This is a genomic window from Thalassobius sp. Cn5-15, from assembly GCF_022347685.1.
Lineage (GTDB): Bacteria > Pseudomonadota > Alphaproteobacteria > Rhodobacterales > Rhodobacteraceae > Thalassobius.
Genome location: NZ_JAKRGF010000004.1, coordinates 183,470 through 205,057 on the forward strand (window position 1 = coordinate 183,470; position 21,588 = coordinate 205,057).

Annotated in this window: 9 protein-coding genes; 1 reads left to right on the plus strand and 8 read right to left on the minus strand. The window is 60.1% G+C overall.

Features of this window, described 5'->3' with window-relative positions; all coding sequences use genetic code 11:
- Positions 1–2: 2 nt before the first annotated feature.
- From MHM86_RS10910 to MHM86_RS10930, 5 genes are all read right to left on the minus strand, one after another.
- The gene (locus MHM86_RS10910) at positions 3–4,595 is read right to left on the minus strand and encodes a MupA/Atu3671 family FMN-dependent luciferase-like monooxygenase (protein WP_239199175.1); all 4,593 of its coding nucleotides are present in this window, start codon (positions 4,593–4,595) and stop codon (positions 3–5) included.
- Between the two features lies 1 nt (position 4,596).
- Positions 4,597–5,703, minus strand: a complete 1,107-nt coding sequence (locus tag MHM86_RS10915; protein ID WP_239199178.1) for a glycosyltransferase family 2 protein — start codon at positions 5,701–5,703, stop codon at positions 4,597–4,599.
- Entirely contained in the window at positions 5,700–12,161 is a 6,462-nt protein-coding gene (locus MHM86_RS10920; protein WP_239199181.1) for a type I polyketide synthase, read from the minus strand. The genes MHM86_RS10915 and MHM86_RS10920 overlap by 4 nt, the downstream gene beginning before the upstream one ends.
- A gap of 145 nt (positions 12,162–12,306) precedes the next feature.
- On the minus strand, positions 12,307–13,665 hold the full coding sequence (locus MHM86_RS10925; protein WP_239199184.1) for an oligosaccharide flippase family protein: 1,359 nt from the start codon (positions 13,663–13,665) through the stop codon (positions 12,307–12,309).
- Positions 13,662–14,477 (minus strand): glycosyltransferase, encoded by an 816-nt coding sequence (locus MHM86_RS10930; protein WP_239199187.1) that lies wholly within the window; start codon positions 14,475–14,477, stop codon positions 13,662–13,664. Before MHM86_RS10930 ends, MHM86_RS10925 begins: the two co-directional genes overlap by 4 nt.
- A 197-nt stretch (positions 14,478–14,674) precedes the next feature.
- On the opposite strand from MHM86_RS10930, the gene MHM86_RS17155 reads away from it, so the two are divergent.
- Positions 14,675–15,928 carry a glycosyltransferase family 4 protein gene (locus MHM86_RS17155; protein WP_239199190.1) on the plus strand — a complete coding sequence of 418 codons (1,254 nt, stop codon included), beginning with the start codon at positions 14,675–14,677 and terminating at the stop codon, positions 15,926–15,928.
- A 20-nt stretch (positions 15,929–15,948) separates the two neighbouring features.
- Here the strand turns inward: MHM86_RS17155 and MHM86_RS10940 are convergent, their stop codons facing one another.
- From MHM86_RS10940 to MHM86_RS10950, 3 genes are all read right to left on the minus strand, one after another.
- Positions 15,949–18,831 (minus strand): calcium-binding protein, encoded by a 2,883-nt coding sequence (locus tag MHM86_RS10940; RefSeq protein WP_239199193.1) that lies wholly within the window; start codon positions 18,829–18,831, stop codon positions 15,949–15,951.
- A 107-nt stretch (positions 18,832–18,938) separates the two neighbouring features.
- Positions 18,939–20,369, minus strand: coding sequence for a hypothetical protein (locus MHM86_RS10945; RefSeq protein ID WP_239199196.1), 1,431 nt, complete (start codon positions 20,367–20,369; stop codon positions 18,939–18,941).
- Between the two features lie 111 nt (positions 20,370–20,480).
- Positions 20,481–21,170, minus strand: a complete 690-nt coding sequence (locus tag MHM86_RS10950; protein ID WP_239199199.1) for a sugar transferase — start codon at positions 21,168–21,170, stop codon at positions 20,481–20,483.
- Between the last annotated feature and the right edge of the window lie 418 nt (positions 21,171–21,588).

A 21,588-nucleotide genomic window follows, 5' to 3' on the forward strand; every position in this document is an offset into this window, starting at 1 on the left:
TTCTAGTGGTTTCTCTTGGCCATACGGCGCTTGCGCATTTCCCGGCGCCGCGCCATTGCGTCGCTTCTTGATTGGGGGCCATCCTGTGCGGTTTGAGTTGTGGGCGCAAGGGGCGTGTGGTTTTCTGTTGCGGCGGGCGTGCTGGGCTTGGTGGAGAGACCTTCGGTCAGTTTGGCGCACAATGCCTCCAGTACGGGGAAGCGGAAGATATCCGTGATCGCCAGAGAGGTTGCGCCCAGTCGCATACGGATTTCACGGTGGGCCTGTACCGCCAGTAGCGAATGACCGCCGAGGTCAAAGAAGTTGTCGCGCGGCCCGATCTGATGCACGCCAAGGATATCGGACCAGATCGCGGCCACCTGATGTTGAATGTCGTCGCTGAGCGGCAGGGCTGGCACGGCTTCGGCACGGCGCGTTTCGGGCGCGGGCAGGGCGTTGCGGTCAATCTTCTTGTTTGGCGTCAGTGGGAACTGATCCATTCTGACAAAGGCGCTGGGCACCATATAGTCGGGCAGATTAGTCGCTAGACCCGCGCGCAGGGCCGCTTCATCTACGGCAGCAGAGGCCGTGTAATAGCCCACCAGCTGCGTGGTGCCAGAGGTGCCGTCGCGGGCCACGACCACCGCCTGCGTGATGGCGGCATTGGTTGCGATTGCAGCCTCAATCTCTCCCAGTTCAATCCGGTAACCGCGCAGTTTTACCTGATGGTCGGCGCGGCCCAGATAATCCAGACGTCCGTCACCGCGCCAGCGCACCAGATCGCCGGTGCGGTAGATGCGGTTGCCGGGGATAAACGGATCGGGCAGGAAACGTTCCGAAGTCAGATCCTCGTGCTGCCAATAGCCACGCGTCACACCCGCGCCACCGATATACAACTCCCCCTCCGCACCGATGGGCATCGGCTGCATCTGGTCATCCAGCACATAGACCTGCTGGTTGGCCAGTGGTGTGCCGATATTAGCGGTTGCCTCATCGCCCGTCGCAGCCGCTGTGGTGGACCAGATCGTGGTTTCGGTCGGCCCATACATGTTGCTAATCCGCGCCTCTGTCACGCTGCGCAGGTCGGAGACCAGATCACCGGGCAAAGCCTCCCCCCCGATCAGCAGGTGATTGATCCGACCAAGAGCGAAGCGCGCCTCATCGTTCATCGCAATCATCCGCGCCATCGACGGGGTACATTGCAGGTGGGTTACATCATGGCGTAGAATTTGCGCTGCGATGGAGAAGTCATCGTCGGCCAGTGTATCGCAAACATTCGCCCCTTCCAGTACGCGGGCCAGATGAGTCAGCCCCTGCAACACGGTTTTCTTTTCAATGCCATAGTCGATTAGGCACGCGACCTCATCCACGCCGATGCGTTTCAGTTGTTCGACCCGCGCCAGGCAGTCATTCACGGTACCAAATAGCCCTGAGTCTTCAAAATACCGCTGAAAAGCGAAATCAAGGATCGCCTCCAGCTCTTCCCCGTCGAGCGAGTCGAGGTTGAGGTCAAAGGCGTTTTTCACTCCCTCAGGCCGCTTGAAGGCGGGAAAGGCCCAAGCGAATTGCTTGATCAGCCCAGCGGCAGAGCGCAGATAATCCTTCATCGGCTCACGGGCGATGTCGCGGGCGGCTTCGCGATCCTCTGCCACAAAGGTGTGTAGCATCAGCGTCACGGTGAAATCCGCCGGATCATGGCCTGCCTCGCGCAGGGCGGCGTGGTAGATCTTGATCTTTTCACCCACTTCCTCAATCGACTGGCCCAGAAGGTGGGTTAGCACATTGGCGCCGATCTCTCCCGCTTCGCGCCATGTGGCGGGATTGCCTGCGGTGGTGACCCAGATTTGCAACGTCTTCGACACTGGGCGCGGTTGGGTGACGATGGGGTGCATGGAGCCATCGCCCATGGGAAACTCAACCGCTTCGCCACGCCACAGTGCGCGTAGCTGTTCTATGCTGCGCAGCATGGCGGGTTTGTTTTCCGGGGGGGTGTTTTCAGGGCGCAGAACAAAATCATGCGGCTGCCAGCCTGAGGCAATGCCGATGCCTGTGCGCCCGTTGGTCAGGTTGTCGATCACCGCCCATTCCTCTGCCACCCGCGCGGGATGGTGAAGGGGGGCAACGCAGCTGCCTGCACGTACGGCGATGTTCTGGGTCAGCGCGGCAACAGCGGCACCGGTCACAGACGGGTTGGGATAAGGCCCACCAAAGGCGTGGAAGTGGCGTTCTGGCGTCCAGACCGCGCAGAACCCGTTCTGGTCGGCGAATGTCGCCCCTTCGAACAACAGTTCGTACTTGTCACGGCCGACGCCATCATCGTTGCCCCAGTAAAACAGGCTGAAATCCATGCCGCGGCCTGTCTGATTCACCGGCCCAGATGACACCAGTGCACGGTTGTCGTCCGCGGACAGCACCAGCTTGAAACCGCGCGTCAGGGTATAGAACAGTTCCAACACCGAAATGTCGAAGTTCAGCGAAGTGACTGCCAACCATACGGTACCGTCTGCCGGGCAGATCACCCCGTCCATACCTGTGAAGAAGTTGCTAAGGTTGCGGTGTTCGACCATTACCCCTTTGGGCCGCCCGGTGGAGCCAGAGGTATAGATCATATAAGCCAGATCGCTGCCTGCGACCACGACATCCAGATTGTCAGTGGGCGCTGACAGGATGCGTGGATCCCTGTCCATCGCCAGCACCTCTGCCTGATGGGCCGGCAGATCGCCCAGCATGCCTTGTTGGGTGACGATAATCTGGCAAGCGCTATCTTCAACATATAGTGCGATGCGATCCGGCGGGAACGCGGGGTCCAGCGGTACATAGGCGCCGCCAGCCTTTAGGATGCCAAGGGCACCGATTATCAGATGTGGCGTGCGTTGAGTGTTGAGGCCGACGAGCGTTCCGGGTTTCACCCCCAAATCGCGCAAAACATGCGCCACCTGATTGGCGCGGGTGTTCAGTTCCAGATAGGTGAAACTGTCGCCTTCCACCACCAATGCTGTAGCATGCGGAGTCTGCGCGACCTGCCGTTCAAACATCTGATGCAGGCAGAGGTCAGCGTTATAATCGACCGCGGTCTGGTTCCAATCGCTTAGAACCATCTCTCGCTCTGCTGTGGCAAGACGGGGTAGGTCTGCAATGGCCCCGTCGGCGCTGGCCAGCATGCCGACGCGGGCGGCCAGTGCGGTGAGCATCGGCTGCGGTACCTGTGCAGCGTCAGCCCGTAAGGTTGGTGCGGGCGACAGGCATAGTGTAACCAGTGCATCAGGGCAGGGATCTACGCTGTCACTGATGGCAAGCAGTGGCTGCGCTTGCAGCGCACCAGGCAGGCGGGCAGGAAGGTCTGCAGCGACAGCGCCAAGGGAACGTGCCTGCGTTAGGGCGGCGTGTAATGTCTCATGTGCTTTCGTCACATCCGCGTCGGTGACCATGCGCAGTGGTGTCCACGGCAACAGATAGGCGTCCGCCGATGGACGCGACGCGTGATAGGCCAGATCGACACTTGCATTGCCGGTGATTTGCGCCGCGACCAGTCCCCATGCGGTGATTGCCTGATCAGCGGGCAAGTCCAATGGTTGCTCCAGCAGACCGGTTGCTCCCGTAGGCATGGCGGGCAGGGTCGCTGGTGTCAGCGTTTCAAACAACGGGCGCAGCATGGCCTCGGCCTGTGCGGCGGGTTGCAGGGCTGCGGAGATGTCAGCGGTTTCTGTCGCGTCAGGCTGCGTCAGGCGGGCGCCAACCACAGGCAGCGCGATGTCAAAGGCGCGGTCATTTAGCGCGCTTAATTTGCTGAAGATCACCGCCCCATCGCCGCAGGCCACGGTCAGTGCGTCCGCATCCGCCGCGAGTACCGTGCCCGGCGCTGTGCCTGCGGGCACTGTCAGGGTTGCGGGTTGTGCGCTGCCAACCAGCGCTAGCCTGTCCGCCAGCGTGATCTTGGCGCAGCAGAGTGGGTTCCAGTATCCACCATGATCCAGCGCCCGTACCAAAGCGCTGATTTCACCTGCGCCTTGGGTGAAATCCAGGTGTCCACCGGCTGCGGGCCGATCGCTGAACCCATAATAACTGCGCTGGGCGAAATCCTGCGGCTGCCCCGCGACGTCCCCTGTTTCCAGCAGGTCCATCAGATCGGGGAAGCTGTCCAGCGCTGCTTCATAGCAGCGGGTGTTCAGGGTCAGAGCAGTGTCATTTGGGTGAATGTCAAACAGACGTTGCACCAGAATATTGCCGCGATCGGCGCCGCTGGTGATGTGGTGCCAGCTGATGCCATGGCGGGCCTCGCCATTTTTCAGCGCCCATACGGGGGCGTTTAGGCCGGCATAGGCGGGCAGCGGGCCATCGTGGAAATTGATTCCGCCGCGCTGCGGGCATGCCAGCACATCGGCGTCCAGCATGTCGAGGTTGGCAATCGACAGCAGCCAGTCGAAGGTCGCAGGCAGGTGCGTCACCAGATCCGGGCCGGGGGTAATGGTATGCAGCCCCTTTTCTGCTGCCCAGACGGCGACGTCTTTGGACCGTGTGACCACCGCCGCCACGCCATGTCCGCGCGTCAACAGCTGCTCGCCGCATTGGATCAAAAGGGATTCGTTTCCGATTAGAACGGTGGAGAAAGACGACATATCAAACCTTGTTCAATGTATCGGATGGGGCGGATTGGGTGAGGTCGCTCGGGCAGTGAACTGCATGTGTCGCAGGCAGGTTCGGAATGCACGGTGAAGGCAAAGGGCGCAGCAGCGCCACCGCATCATTGCGCAAGAGATCGCGCAGGAAGTGATCAGGATCATCCGTGCGCTGCAGCCGGACCCAGCGGCGCAACCGGTGCACCACCCCACCCAAAAGGTGAAGCAGCGTGGCGCTGGTCGCTGTTATCCGTCCATGATTTTTCAGATAGTAATACCAGCGTGATCGAAACCAATACGCAGGCGTACGGTCCCAGCGGCCCATACCGGTGGACGCGGAGCCGATGTGCATCACCCGTGAGTGCGGCACAAAATCCACGTGATAGCCAGCGCGTTGGCCGCGCAGGCAAAGATCTGTTTCCTCAAAATAAAGAAAGTAGCGCTCATCAAAAAGGCCGATCCTCTCCAGCATTTCGCGCCGCATCAACAGGCTGGCGCCTGCCACCCAGTCCAGCGTGATGGGCTGACCTGCCTCGATCACAGGGGCTGGAATATCCAGCGGCACCCGCGCCTCTGACAGCAGGCGCGACACAGGGCCAAAGCGCATCGCGCCCTCTAACTCACCCTTCAGGCTGGGAAACCGAAAGGTTGCCAGATGATTCGCGCCGTCTTCGCCATAGATCAGGCTGCCGGCAAATCCGGTGCTGGGGCTAGCTTGCATGTGATTGACCAGTGTGATGATCGCATCCGGTTCGGGAAAGGCGTCGGAGTTCAGGATATAGATAAAATCGGGCAGCTGTCCGATGGTTTCTGCGGCTTCCAGACCAACTTTGATGCCGTGGTTGTTGCCCGCACCAAAGCCGCCGTTACGTCCTGAGGCAGTGACAGTCACATCCGACCAGTCAGCCTGCGCGACGTGATCGCGCATTACTTCAAATGATCCATCCTGCGAATCGTTGTCGACCACAACAATCAACCCGTTCAAGGGCGCCATCGCGATGCGGGCGCAGGCCACAGCACGTAGGGTCATCGCGGCAGTGCGGTAGTTCAGAACGATACACAGAACGGTTGTGGCAGACGGGGCTGGAGGGCTATTTTGATCGCTCATTCTGCGGCCTCCGTCTGTGTTGGCTGGTCTAAGTTGGTGTGCGTGTCTGCGTCGTTCAGCAGGCGGCGCAGATGGGTGGCCATCACCCGTACATTGGGTTCCAACACCATCGAGTCATGATCGCCCGGCACCTCAATCACCTGCATGTCAGGCACCCATTGACCCCAGTCATTGTCATGCAGCACATAGGCGCGTTCGCTGTTGATCAACCGACCCGGGGCCACCTGCCACTGACCGCGCATCGGTGGACGCAATAGGGTAAAGGGGCCGGACCATGGCTTCACCTGATAGCTGGCAACTGCGGTGAGGAATGCCGCTTCAATTGCCGCATTGTGGAACTGTACGGCTGCAAGACCGCCCTGCGCGGCGGCGTCATCGGGCGTTGCGCCACGGCGCTTGTCCAGTTCCCAGCGCAAGCGCCTTGTCACCCAGCGGCTTAGGTAGGCGGGGCCTTCCTGACGGATATTCAGCGCCTGAATAGCCACGCGGTCACGCAGGCTGAGCGGACGGCGTTGTGGCAGCGGTGTGTCCAGCATGATCAGCGCCTGCACCTCTTCGCCCATTGCGCGCAGTTGCTGCGCCATTTCATAGGCGGTGATGCCGCCGCCGGAAAATCCGCCCAGCAGATAGGGGCCATGTGGCTGAACCTGGCGCAGCTCCGCAATGTAATCCCGTGCGGCGTCAGGAATTTTGGTATGGGGGGTGGCGTCGCCTGACAGGCCCCGCGCTTGCAGGCCGTAAACAGGACGGTCGCGTCCCAGCATGCCAGCCAGATGGCGCAGATTCAGCACGTTGCCAAACATTCCCGCCACTAGGAAAAACGGCGTACCTGTGGCGGACGCATTGTCGTGCATCGCCACCAGATGGGTGAAGCGCGGCGCAGGGGCCTCTGGCTGTTCTACGGGCGTATCTGCCTCTGCGCCTTTGACCGCGTTCTGCGGGATTTGCGCGGCGATTTTCCGGACCGTCGGCGCCTCAAACAGCAGCGAGATGGGGAAGTCGCTGCCAAAGGTTTTCTTGATACGCGCAAAGAGCCGCACCGCGATCAGTGAATGACCACCAAGGTCAAAGAAACTGTCATCCAGCCCCACTTGATTGACGCCCAGTAACTCTTGGAAAAAGGTTGCCAGTTTTTGTTCCACCGGCGTTTCCGGCGCCGCATAATCGGTGTCGAGCGACGGGCGCTCGAAGCTTTGGTTGGTACTTTGTGTGGTGCCTGTGCTCTCTGCTTCGGCGATCAGCCCGTGCAGGTCGAGTGATGAGATTACGATCTGTGATTGCGGTTGCGCCAGCGCGCGCAGGAAGGCCTCCGCGCCGTCGGTGGGGCGGATGCCTTGGCTGACGTTATGGCGCAGTCGTTCCTCCGCAGGGGAAAGGGGGCGGGGTTCATTGGCGCTGGATTGCGCGGGGCGCAGGCCCTGCATCAGTCGGCGCAGGGTCAGGCCGGTGACCTTAATCAATACGGTGCCGTCTGGTGCTGCGATGGTGACATCAAACCGTGCGGTGCCGCTGCCATCGCTGTTGTCGTCGGCGCATCGGACCCAAGACATGATCTCTTGTTGCAACGGTGCGAAAACCTGTACCTGCTGATAGCTGACCGGCACCCACAAGTGATCACCCTTATAGCCATCAATCAGCCCCATCGCCCACCCTGTCGCAATGTCGAGGAGGCCGGGGTGCAGGCCGTATGCGGTCAGATCGTTTGCAAATTTATCGGCAAGGCTGAGGCGGGCCAGACCTTCGCCTGCATGCAGCGAGGTGTTGCGCAGCACTTTCCAGCGCGGTCCAAAATTCAGGTGCACCTCTTGTGGGGCCTCTATCACGGTTGTGGGGATCGGGGCGTTGATCCATTCGCAGCCACAGCGCTGGGCAATCATTGAGATGTCCAGCGGTTCCGTCTCTGATGGCAGGATTTCCACCCACGCCTCTGCGTTCAGGTCGAAGGCACCGCTGGCGGCGCTTTGAACAGTGACGTTGTAGGTCATCGCATCCTTAGCCGTCAGTGACAGGCGCATGTCAGTGCTGCCGTTCTCGTCAACGGTGAGGGGGGATAGGAAGGTCAGATCATGCACCACATAGCCTGCCGCAATTTCCTGTGCCCGCATGGCTTGGTGGATCAGTTCCAGATAGCCAGTGCCGGGCAGCAGGATCGCGCCATCCTTGGTACGGTGATCACCCAGCACCCAATCGCGGGGGCTGAGGGTGTTTTGATAACTGATTTCCGATTCCATACGCTCGCGTATAGTTCCCAGAAGGGACTGGCCGGAGACAGGCCCAGTGAGCGCTGTCCCGTCATTGCCCCGGCCAGCCATCGCGTCGGCGGCCATGCCGACCTCGGCCCATACACCCCAATTCAGCGCCAGCGTGCGGGTCTTAGCCCCCTTGCGGGCATTGGCAAAGGCGTTGAGGTAGGCGTTGGCGGCGACATAATCCACCTGCCCCGCAGGCGTTGTTACGGTAGAGCTGGAGGAAAACAGAACCAGCCAGTCCAATGCGCCATCGGCGAAGATCTGATCCAGAATGCGGGTGCCGTACAGCTTGGGTGCAAAGACATCGGCCACGTCGCCCAGGGATTTGCCAGCGATCGGTGCGTCTTTGATTACACCAGCACCGTGAATGACGCCGTGGATGGGGCCAAAGGCCTCTTCTGCCTCAAATTTCACCCGTTGCATGTCTTCGATGTTGGTGACGTCTGCGGCGACGGTCAGCACTTTGCCGTCCAGATTTTCCAACCGCTCAACAGCGCGGATGCGGCGGCTGATCGGATCATCGGAAGGATGGCTGTGCAGGTGATCGGCCCAGAGGTCGCGCTGCGGCAGGGCGCTGCGGGCCACCAGTACGATATTGGCGCTGTAGTTGCTTATCAGCATCTCGGCCAGCGTCAGGCCAATACCGCCGAAACCACCAGTGATCAGATAAGTCCCGCCATCCCGCAGGTTTGTGCACATATCTGCGGGCAGAGCATCGTGCGGTACATCCGGCAAGGGGGCGCTGCCGTAGCTTTGTTGCAGGCGTTTGTTACCCCGCAGGGCGGCAGTATGATTGGCGGGTTTGGCCAGCACCTCTTCCAGCAGGGCGTCAGTTAGTTGCGCCCGTGCCGCCTGCGTCAGGGCAGGTAGACTTGGTGTTGGCAGTGGTAGGTCCAACCATGCGCAGGTCAGGCCGGGGTATTCGCGCGGGATCACTCGGACGGGGCCTTGCACAGTGGCTTTCTCTGGATAGGGCAGTGCCTCATCCCGCACTTGCAGCGCGCCAGATGTGGCGACAATCATATGCGCCTTTGGGTCGCAGTGGTCGGCCAAGGCCTGCGTTAAGTGCAGCAGCGCATAAAATCCCTGTTCCAGATTGCGATGGAGGAAGGATGAACCGGGGCGGAACACCTCTGCTCCAGTGCTGAGCCAGAGATGTACAATACGATCCGGCAGCATCTGATCCGCCGCCAATGTCTCGATCAGCTGTTCATAGCCCGTGCGACCCTGTTCCGGTGCCAGAACGAAGTCCTGACCGAGTTGAGCGAAGCCATCTCCCGCCCGTACTGTCACCACCAGATGCCCAGCCATACGTAGCCGTATGGTAAGATCAGCACCGAAGCCTGCCTCATCCTCAAAGATCAGCCATGTCTGTGGTGCCACTTCGCTAAGATCGCCGTGAATATCTGCCGCGCAGTCGGCGTAGCGTGGCATCCAGATGGGACGATAGCCCCAGCTATCAATGTCGTCGCGACGCATTAATGGCGCGACCTCCGCTGTCTGCGTGCCCGCTGCGGGTTCGATGAAATAGTCCTGATGCTGCCAAGCATAGCTGGGTAAAACAACGCGGTGTCGCTGTGCTTCGCCCCAGAACTGGCCCCAGTCGAAATCCACACCGACAGCCCAGAGGCGCCCCAGCATGGTGGCGAAATAGACGTCATCGGCCACCTCATCCTGCGCATGGCGCAGGGTAGAGATGACGCGGTTTGCGGTTACGTTCGGTTGCACCTGTGTCAGGGATGACAGCGCCTTGCCTGGCCCAACCTCAAGGAACACCCGATCCGGGGTCTGATCCAGCGTGGCGATACAGTCGGCAAACAGCACCGTGTGGCGCAGGTGATCTACCCAGTAGTCTGGGTCCGTCGCCTGCTGATCGGTGATCATCTGGCCTGTGAGGTTGGAGGCAAAAGGGATCTGCGGCGCGCGCAGGTCCAGGCCCTGCAGGAAACTGCGGAAGCGTTCAAGGATCGGGTCCAGCATACGGCTGTGCGCGGCGATGTTGATTGCCACATCCTGACAGTCGATGTCCTGCAGCCGCAGGTGATCGCGAAGGCGGTCCAGTGCCGCACGCGGACCGGTGGCGACCGACAGACTCGGCGCGTTGACGCTGGCCAGATCCAGATCGGATCCTAGATGTGTGCGCAGTTCCTCTGCCGATAGCGCGACCGACAGCATGCCGCCGGTGGGCACCGTGTCAAACAGTTGCCCGCGCAGATGCACAAGGTCGATGCAATCGGTAAATCCGATCACGCCCGCCAGGCAGGCGGCGGTGTTTTCGCCCATGGAATGACCGATCAGTGCCGCAGGTTGCACGCCCCAGCTGATCCACAGCTGCGCCAACGCATATTCGGTGATCATGATCAGTGGCAGTTGGACGGAGGGTTGCTTTAACGCCTCATGCGCCGTCACCTCATCATCTTTTTCGGGCAGCCAGAGCGCGCGGATGTCATAATCCAGCTTGGCCTGCAGATGCTCTAACCCACGGTCCATCCAATCGGCAAAGACAGGCTCCACATCATAAAGATCGCGCGCCATGCCCGCATATTGCGCACCGCCGCCGGGGAACATGAAGACCACCTCTGGCCGGTCGAGTGCAGTGTGGGTGAAGACGCGACGGCGGTCATTTGCAGCCAGCAGCTTCGCTGCTTCTGCATGGGTTTCGGCCACGACCACGCGGCGGTGATCAAAGGCACGACGGCCTTCTTTTAGCGTATAGGCAACATCGGCCAGTGGCTGATCTGTGCGGCTGTTTAGGTGATCAGACAGTCTGTCACTGCCTGCTTCCAGCGCCTTTTTGTTGCGGGCCGAGAGGGTGAGGATCTGGAAAGGAAAATCGGCCTCTTCAGAAGTGGCGCGCATCGGCGCCTCTTCTAGCACCGCATGGGCGTTGGTGCCGCCCACGCCGAGCGAGTTCACGCCGGCACGGCGCGGCCCCTTGTGCGACACCCAATCCTGCAGGCGATCGTTCACCTGAAAGGGCGAGCCGTCGAAATCAATCGCTGGATTGGGCGCCTCATACCCCAGAGAGGCGGGCAGTTTGCGATTGTACAAGCTAAGACTGGTTTTGATCAGGCTGGCCACACCCGCTGCCGTGTCCAGATGCCCGATGTTGGTTTTCACCGACCCGATGCGGCAATAGCCCACCTCATTGGTGGTTTCGCGGAACGCTTCGGTCAGGGCCGCGACCTCAATTGGATCGCCCAGATAGGTGCCGGTGCCGTGGCATTCGACGTAATCGATCGTATCTGCGCTGATGCCTGCCAGCGCGTGGGCCTCAGCCACTGCATCAGCCTGTCCCTCGACAGATGGTGCCAGATAGCCCGCCTTGGCCGCGCCGTCGTTGTTGACGGCGGTGGACTTGATCACCGCCCATATATGATCGCCATCCGCCAGCGCATCGGAAAGGCGACGCAGCACGACGACGCCTGCGCCGGAGCCGAAAACCGTGCCTTGCGCGCGGTGGTCAAAGGCGTGGCATTCACCGTCGGGCGACAGAATTTCCCCTTCTTTGAACAGGTAGCCACGGCCCTGGGGCAGTTCAATCGTGACGCCGCCGGCCAGCGCCATATCGCATTCACCGTTGAGCAGCGACTGACAGGCGTAATGTGTCGCCACCAGCGAGGTGGAGCAAGCGGTCTGTACGTTCACCGATGGCCCTTTGAGGTCCAGCACATGGCTGAGGCGAGTGGTCATGAAATCCTTGTCATTGCCAGTGTGGCGCAACAGGAACATGCCTGTATCGTCGACCAGATCGCGGTTTGAGCAGATGTTGAAGTAGAAATAGCTACCCATGCCGCAACCACCAAAGACTCCGATGGAACCGTCGAAGTTTTCCGGCATGTGGCCAGCGTTTTCCAGCGCCTCCCACGATGCTTCCAGAAACTGGCGGTGCTGGGGGTCAAGGATGGCCGCCTCTTTGGGGGAGAAGCCGAAAAATTCGGGATCAAACGCCTTATAGCCCTGCAGCTCTGCCGCAAAGGGCACGTAATCTGCACGCTCCACCAGATGTGGCGCCTCACCATTGGCGATGAGCTGGTCGCGCTCCACTCGCCGAATGGCGCTGTTGCCCTGCAGCAGATTGTCCCAATAGGTCGCAACATCCTCTGCGCCTGGCAACCTTGCAGCGATCCCGACGATGGCAATATCCGTCTCAGCTGGCGCGGCGGCGTCAGGCTGGACCGTGCTGTGAGGGACACTTGGCTTGGTCATCAACAGAACTCATCTACACAAATCTACATAACGGACATACGGGGCAAATATGGATAGTTTGAGGCGTTACCCCACTAAAATCGAATAAGTTTTCGAGTTTATTGACTAAAACGCCTCTGTCACCCTTTATTTTGGTCTGATGGGTCTAGGGCAGCAGTGTTAGGATGCTATGCCAGTGCCAATAAAGGACTGCAAAAGCCCCCAAACCACCCAAAAGTGTAAAAGCCAGATCGTGCAGCGGATCCCAAGCACCTTGGTGGCGGGCCAGCCAGACCACCACCGGATAGGCCAAGAGGCCAGAGAGGCCGATGCCGATGAGGCCACCGATCAGACCGTAATATTGCAGCCCCAGTGCCAGCGCCCCCAGCAGCAGTACCGCACGGGCCAGCGCCAGTACAAAGAATCGGCGGCTGTCGCCATTGGCCAAAGCTGCACGATCATAGGTCAGCACAATCACCTGCGGGATCTGCATCGCGGCCAATAGGGTCACGATCCCCTTGGCCCCGGCATAACGATCATCATAAAGCAGACCGACCAGCCACGGCCCGAGGGCGGCCATCATCAGCAGCGTTGCCACCAGAAATGCCGTGGCTGTCAGCCGCATGCGTCGAAGCGCCAGAAAGTTTTCGCGCGACTGATCCGGCGGGCTTTGACGGTAGATTGGGATTAGCACCTTATGCGTGACCATTCCCCCCAGCATCAGCGGGAAAGAGGCTAAGAAATAGCCGATGTTATAAACCCCGAATTGATCAAGGCTGAGGTATTTTCCGATCAGCAGCTTATCGCCCTGCGCCACCAGAAACCCGCAGATGGTCGACAGAAATATCCACTTGCCGAAATGCACCAGCTCCGCCGTTGCGCTCTGGTCCCAGCGCAGGCGGTTGCCGGGGCCGGGCAGCCACAGGTGTAGGAGGATCAGATTGATCACCGCACCCGCGATGCCGCTGATCACCAGCGCCCAGACGGATTGCAGCGCCCATGCGGCGGTGATGGCGATCAGCAGGGTGCAAGCCTGCACCGCCAGTTCGATCAATGTGACCCGCCCGGCGCGCAAGTGCCGGTTGGCGGTTTCCAGCTTCGTCGGGTTGAACCCACCGATCAGCAGGCTGAGCGCGGCAAAGGGCAGGATCTGGGTCAGCAACGGCTCGCCATAAAACTGGCCTATGGGATAGGCCAGCACGCAGGCTGCCAGCCACAACCCGAAGCCGCGCAGGATTTGCAATGTCCACGCGGTGTTAAGGAAATCGGGTTCATCGCCGCGCTTGCTTTGCATGATCGCGGGGCTGGTGCCCATGTCGGAAAACATCGACAGGCCGATCATCACCACAGTGACCAGCGCCATTAGGCCAAAGGCCTCTGGGAACAACAGACGGGTCAGAACCAGATTAGAGAGCAGGCGTAGAAACTGAAACGCGGCAAAGCCACCGGCGTTGATCACCGAACTGCGCAGGGCGCGGGACATCAGGCTGGTTTTTTCGGCGGTCTGTTTGGGGAGGTCTGTCATCGACCGCGACTCCAGCCTGTGTTGTTGCGCGCCAGTCGGCCGATCAGGCGGACGCCGCTGTAGACTGCAAAACTTAGCGGCATACGCACTATGTTGCGGAACAGGTCGGGCTTGGCATAAGGCAGCTTGTCATCATTGGCTAACAGCGCGGGGTACAGCGCGTTGATTTCGCGCACCCCTTCATCCTGACGGCGGCGCACCTTGATCAGATTACGCAGCCCCGCGACCAGAGGCCAGACATAGCCGGCCGCGACCTTATGCCGTTCGGCGGCGTTGAACTGCAGGCGGACAAACGTGTCGTCGGCGATAATGTCTGGAAACTGTTCCCATCGCGCACGCCCCTTCGCATTGACCGCAAACAGGCCACAGCCCGGCACCCCGTCGCGGATGAAGGGTACAGTGCGATAGAACCGGGCAAAGGCGCGGGTAATGGCGCTGGGGCTGTCGGGAATAACCATCGTGCCGCTGGCGTAGGCGGCGCTGTCCTGATCCAGCACGGTCACCAGTTCGGTCAGCATCATTGGTGTGATCTCGACATCTGCATCCAGATAAACGCGCATAATGCCTGTGGCCGCGCCGTCGCCCGCGTTCAAGGCTGCGGGTTTACCCCCCTGCGGCAGATCCAGAACCGTCATCGCAAAGGGCGCGGTCGCGGCGAACTGCCGGGCCAGATCAGCGGTGCTGTCGGTGCAGCCATTGGCTACAAACAGCACTTCAACCCCGCATTCGGGCTGTACCGCTGCCGCCAGTGCGTTGAGGCAGGGCAGCATCGTTGCGGCCTCATTATGGGCGGGAATGATGACAGAAATCATGCGCGGATCGAATCGGGTCTAGGGCGAAATTCCATGCAGGGCAGGACGTGTGACATGACGACAACGTGAACTCGTGAACAGCGGTCGGATTAAAGTGACCATCATTTTTTACGTATTAGAGACTGTATTCCCTTTTATCTGGCCTTTGGGTCAAAAAACAATCTTCGGCTGATCTAAAACACAAAGGACCATCAGACGTGACCGAAATACCCAAGCTTGGTTACCTGCTTCCCGGTTTTCCGGCGCAGTCTCACAGCCGCTACTGGCGTGAGATCCTGAAGCTCGAGTCGCTGGGTGTTGAGGTGGTGGTGTTTTCAGATCATCCAGATGAAACGGTGGTGCATTCCTGGGCCAAAGGGGCAGAACAGCGCACTCAGTATCTGACGCAAACCACGCTCAGTGCCCGCCTGGCGGCACTACCGCGCTTGCCTTGGCGGCATCTGCGACAGGGGCGTGGCGGTGTCGATCATTGGCGTGCGGTGACCCAGGCGGCGCCTTTGGCGCGGCATCTGGCGCATATGTGTGCGGATCAGGACATCTATCATGTGCATGTGCCCGGCTGTGGTGACATGGCGCTGGTTATGGCACTGGCGCAGCGGCTTTACGGTATCGACTATTCGCTGCATCTGGATCGCCCGCTGGCCGAGGCAGGAGTGGCCCAGCATGTGAAATGGGGCGGTGCGCGGTTTGCGTCGGTTGGGTCCCAAACCATTCTTGATGATCTCACGGTGCGGCTGGGGGCGGATATGCCATCGGATGTGACTGTGCATCCTCTTGGCGTCGATACAGCCTATCTGCGCCGTGATAGACCCTATCGCGCGCGCGAAGTGGGCAAACCCCTGCGTCTGATCGCCAGCGCGGATCTGGCTGCCGACAAAGGTCATGACGCGCTATTACAGGCGGTGCTACATCTGCAAAGCCGTGACATTGAAGTGCATCTGGAGATTTTGGGTGAGGACGCAGATGGCGGCGCAGGGTTCCGCGCCGAGCTGGAACATCAGGTGGCTGAGTTGGGCCTCATAGGTACTGTTTTTATTCCCGGTGCGATGTCTGACGACACCCTGCGTGATCGGTTGTGCGCGGCTCATGTCTACGTGATGTCCAGTCCGGCAGAGATCACTGAAACCGCAGTGTTAGAAGCGATGAGCTGTGAATGCCCTGTTGTCGCGGTGGAGTGTGAAAGTGTGAACCAAATGATCACAAACGGGTTGAATGGCATTTTGGTTGGGCCTGCGGATACCATCGCCCTTGCCTCTGCGCTGGAGTATCTGGCGTTTGACCCTGCCCGTGCCGCGCAGGTGGGGCAGGCGGGGCGCAAACGGGTGATGGAGGCCGCAGATGTGGCCGCAAGCGCGTCGCGTTTGATCACCCAAATTGGTCTGGAACTGCCTGAGGCCGAAGAGGGCGTGCAGGGCTGGAGCATGCCGGAAAAACAACTGGCCAAATTTTAGAGGCGTTTAGCCTGGCCTGCTCAAGGGGCACTTACACGGTAGATCCGGCCCTGTTCTGCTGCAAACTCCAACTGCTCAATCGCGTGCATATAGATCGTCGCGCGCTCGCTTTCGGCTATCAGAAAGCGCCCCCGCGGGCCATTGGTCCAGTTGAGTTGATAATCCGTTGCGGCACCGGGCAGAACGGCAGTATCGACGCCATCGCCCCCATGCAGCCGGTCGCCACCGCCGTTGCTGATCAGCCAGTCATTGCCGTTATGCGCGATCATCAGGTCCGGGCCGGTGCTGCCGGTCAGCAGATCATCGCGGTCGCTGCCTGCCTGACTGCGTAGCTGTTGGAACACTGCGGAATCACGCGCCTCCCATGATGTGGGCAGGTTGGCATTTGCGGTATGCAGTACCTGCCAGCGGGGGTTGTCATCGCCCAGATGGCGCAGCCCCCCCCAGCTGCCCCATTTGCTGGGCGCGCCGACATCGACAAAGGCGTTGAACAGCGTGCCGCCTGCGGCCTGCCAGCCCTCGATCACTTGCTCATAGAGTGATGCGACCTCTTCACTGTAGTTCAGTGTAGCGAAAAAGGCTGTCAATTGCGTGTCCCCCTGCCATTCGCTGTCTGCCACGATATGCGTGCCGCCTTCGTACATGATCAGCGGCAGTCCGTGCTTGGCTGCGACATTAGCATGATAAGGGAAGGTTTCGTTGACCAGAGAACGCACCTCACCGGATTTCAGCAGCGCATAGGCGCGTCGCTGTGCCTCTGTCTGACCAAGGCGCAGCCAGCCCTTTACCTGATCCGCCTGTGGTGAACTGCCAAGGGCGTGGCCGAAATAGCCGGTGACAGCATACGCATCAAACTGCGCCACCGGCGGTTGGTTGCTGCGATCTTCAGCGGTGTAGAGGGGCGCGGTTAGCAATGGCTCTTCCAACCCGGGCCAGCCGGTGTGCGTGGCAATCACACGGGTCAGCCGTGTCGGTGCATCGGCGCCGAATACATCGGCCCAGATCGCCGCAACCTCTGCCGCGCGCAGGCCGGCCCATTGCATCCACGCATCGGTGTCGCGCACGCCCTCGCCCCAGCGGGCGACGGCCTGATCACCAGCATATTCTGCCTGCGAAAAGATGAAGTTCCACACCTCGTTGGAATATTCCACATAGGCCTTCAGCTGCGGGTTCAGTCCTGCCTCCACCTGCGTGGCAAAGCGGCGGACATAGGTATCATCGGCGCGGTGGGGCATGTTGAACCACGGATCGGCGCCAATGCGATTGGCCAGATCCAGCATCACCTCCAGCGGCACACCGCGCCAACTGTAGCTGTAATCTTGCGGGAGCGGCCGGTCGCCCCATGTGCGAATCGGGCTGTCGTTGGTGCCCATCCAGTCCATGAAGCGGACAACGCGCATGTTCTCAATCCGGCTCAGCCAGTCGGGATTGAATGTTTCTCCCATCGCCCAGTAGGGCAGGTGGCGTTCATGGATCACCTCAATGTCGCGGATCGGGTCTGTTGTGTCCAGCGCCGCAATCGAAATGGCGACCAGCCCCTCACCGGGTGTGAAGTCAAACCACATTTCGCCCCTAGAGCCATCGTGGCGGGCGCTGACATTGCGGGCACGGCCCAGCAGCTGGATGCGGCCTTTGCCTGTATAGCGCATCCGGTAGCGACCGGCGGCCAGCGCTGCGTCTGGGGGCAAATCCGCCAGCACAAAGGTTTCCAGCCGCTCGACCCCCTCGGGCAGGCGCTGCGGCCAGCCTGCGGGCGAAAGCGCCCCAGCGGCCCGCAGCTGATCAGCGTCCATGCCACCCCATTGTCCAGTCTTGTGTCCGATCCAGGGACGGGCGGATTTTATCTGGTCGATGAAGGGCATCTGTGTGGACCAGTCCGCAATGCCTTGCAGACCGATGCCTAATGCGGGTGCTCGGTCGGGGGGCGTGGCATGTGCGGCAGGCTGCGGGTGTGTGGGTTGCGGCTCGCGGGCTTTGACCTTGAGCGGGCGCTGGGCATGCGCCATCCCAGCACCAATTGTGGCTGCGATCACACTGTAGTTCTGACGCACCAAGGGATGAATAGTAGCGGGCAGCTCCATGCGGGAGGGCAGTGTGTCCTGAAACATCGGCCCATAACTGATCATCGCTGCAAGGAAGTAGAGTGTTGGCGTCCCATGCGGCGCATCATCGCTGAACAGATCAATAGGCTCTAATGCTTCCAGCGCAGGCAGCTGCAGGATGTGGACAAGTGAGGTTGCGATGGGCAGCAGCTCAATCTGTAGTTCGGGTCGTGCCTCATGCAGGGTGGCGGCGTAGTCGTGATACCATTGATCGTAGGCCCCGCCCTGCGCGTCCAGATAGGCTGTATAGCCCGCGCGGTCAGGGGGGAAGCTATTGACCACAGCCTCCATATCCGCCCATCCCTGATAAAGGAAGAATCGCATTTCAGTGCTGCCGCGATCGGCATTTGCCCAATCCAGTACCGGCAGGCTGGCGGCTACCGCGCTGAGGTTTGCAGGATTGTTGCCGGGCATCACGGCTTCGGGGGATTGATATTGCAAGTAGTTTTCAGCGCTCAGCACTACGGCAGAGATGCCCGATTGCCCCAATCCCCCACGCCGACGTTCCCAGACGCCACGCACACCGTCGATTTTCCAGTTCGGATCGGGTGGCAGTTGGCGGGCGTGATCAGGCAGAAAGCCCCAGCTGCCATCCGCCTCCAGACGACTGCCGCGGGCCTTGGCGATTTGGTTCAGCCAATAGGGGGTCGAGGTCAGCGGCAAGCCTTCGCGGTGGTGCACCAGTGAGTTGCCGAAGAAGAACGCCTTGAGCGGTGGCGTTTCTGCCTGCGCCGCGCTGGGCAAAGGGATGGCTGTCCAAAGGGTGCAGATCAGGGCAAGTGTCAGATGGAAGAGGCGCATCACGCATCCTTTGCGGGCAAACGGGTCTTGGGTTTGGTCTGCTGCCTAGCCTAGCGGGTTTTGTCCTGCTTTGCCCACCATCTTTGCGGGTGGGATTGCGGTGCCCATCAGATGACCGATTGCAGGCCCTTTTTGCGCGGCTCGTGCTGTGCGGCGCTTGCACTGCCTTCGGCGCGTGGGCCACGTTGGGTGATGTGTTCGCAATGCCCTAGCAGCGCGCCGGTCAGCAGCCATGTCAGCGGTGTCAGCGTGGCGTTTGGCAACAGGTCCAGGATGTTGATCGCCAGCGTCAATGCAATAGCGCCTGATAGCGGCGAGATCCCCGCCGCCTGCAGGGCACCAAACCGCCAGAACAGCACCAGAATGGGCGCGGCCAGCAACAACATCTCGGCTCCGAAGCCCAGCCAGCCGTAGAAACCCAACGCAATGATCCAGCGCCCGTCAGAAATTGTTTCGCGGCCGGTGATCGGGTTAAACACCTGATTACGCCCCCAACTGCCCCACCCTAGCAGCGGGCGTTCGTTCGCGCGTTCCAACAGGATCGCCTCATTGTTCAGACGGAATTGCAGTGATGCAGCGCGTTCCGGGCTGATGCGGGAAAACAGATCCAGCAGGGCCTGCTCCGGCAGCAGACCAGCCCCTTTCAGCAGCGGATAGGCCAATGCGACCAGCGCCACTGTCGTTGCTACTGCGACTTGCAACCGTACCGACAGCCCCAACACCAGCGGTAGCAGCAGCAGTGCAAATAACAGCGCACCGACGGATTTGCACAGTACCAGCACCGCAAAGAGGTAGAGCGACACCACGATCGCCCGCGCACGCTGTGGCCCGCTCTGATGGCGCGCCAGTGTCGCTGCGGCCACCATCGCTGTCATGGTAAAGAACGCAACCCAAATTCCGTGATAGAGGAACACCACAGGGCGGAAGCCGCCAAAGCGGATCGCCTGATCAAACAGGTGCTGGTAAAACCCGTAGATCCAATTGTTCAGCTGTGGTGACAGGCGAATTTCGACCAGCATCGGCAGGCTGTAGATCAGCCCGAACAGAGCAAAGGCCATCAACATCTCACGCAGATCGTCTTCTCGGCGCAGTAGGGAATAGGCCATCACCATCGGCACCACCATCACCAGTCTTGTCAGAACCAGAGATATCGCATCGCGCAGGCCTAACCCCGGCAGGCCGACACGGCCGGTGAATTGTGCATCGGTGTTCACAATCACCGTCAGCACCGGCGATAGCACGAAGATCAGCAGCACCATCCGCAGAACGACCGATTGCGGCAGCAGCGGGTGCTGCGCCAGATGATCACGCATCCGCGCCGAAAGCAGCGCGGCCAGCATGGTGAAGGCAGGCAGCGTGTCCTTGTCCAGCGGCGGCAGCAGCGGCAGGTCAAATTGGGTTGGGAAGGGGGGCAGGAATAGGTAGGACAGAAACAAGTTGGCCAAAAACGCACGTGCGGGCGGCAGCCATTGGAACAGGCCAATGCCGATCAGGGGCCAGAGCCCCAGTATCAGATATGCAAATGTGTTTGGATCCATCACATGCCGGCGGCGTTTGGTGTCCTGTTGAAAAATACGTTTCGGGAATCAGGCCTACGCCCGATCTCCTTCAGCATAACGCGTTCTTGCGGCATAAAAATGGCGAAGTGTTCAGCGGCCTGTTGCGCTCAGTACGACGCTAACGGTGGCGGCCAACAGGCGCAGATCGGTGCTGAAAGACAGGCTGCGATAATACTGCGCGTCAAAGGCAGCCCGATCAACAAAGCTAGCCTCATTACGGACGGAGGTTTGCCAGATGCCGGTGATTCCCGGCACCAGCGCGTAGTATTCCGAGCCGGGATAAAGGGCACGCTGGCTGGGCAAGAAAGGACGCGGGCCAACCAGCGACATCTCACCTTTTAGCACGTTCCATAACTGCGGCAGTTCATCCAACGAGGTGCGGCGGATCAGGGCACCAATACGGGTGACACGCGGATCGTTGGTCAGTTTCTGATCGCGGTCCCATTCGACGCGGGCCTCGGGGTTTTTGTCCAAATAGCGGGCCAGTTGCTGTTCGGCGTTGGGCACCATGCTGCGCAGTTTCCACATGTGGAACTCTTTGCCATGCAGGCCGACGCGACGCTGCCGATAGAACGGGGAAGCACCATCCAGTGCGATCATCACCATCAGAATGGTAACAACCACCAGAACGCCGGGTGCCATCAGCAGCACCAACAGAATGTCGAAGCCGCGTTTCCACACAGTCTGATATCCTACAGCCACTGGCGCCTGAGGGGCGAAGTGCGCTTTCAGGTCGGCGGCATCCAGCTTGGTGGACGTGGCTTGGACATGTGCATTCATATCAACGGCTCCCCCAGAAAATCTGGCGTAACTAACGGGTCGGCCGCCTAACGACGGCACGAGTGTAACACCCCTCTCCGAGTGAACTCGGAAAGAAATTGGTCAAACATTGTGTGCAACGCCGGGCAATTGGCAGACCATTGCCCGGTGCGGGTCTTCGAAGCTGGCCCGATGCCCCCACATCTTCCGATAAAACTCTTGTCGAGTTTTAGTGGAATTCACTGCAAGTTTTCCCCACAGATCAGCCAAACTTTCTTAACTTTTATGGCGATTTTGGCCTTTTGCGTCAATGAATTCAGGCGTTTTGCAACCCCTAGATGCCCTACCTACGAAGGTCCTAGCCCCTCCAAACGATTAGGTATTTTGGTACCAAAAGGATAGGTGGGCCCCCTTTCGGCTTTTCCGACAAAAAGGCTCT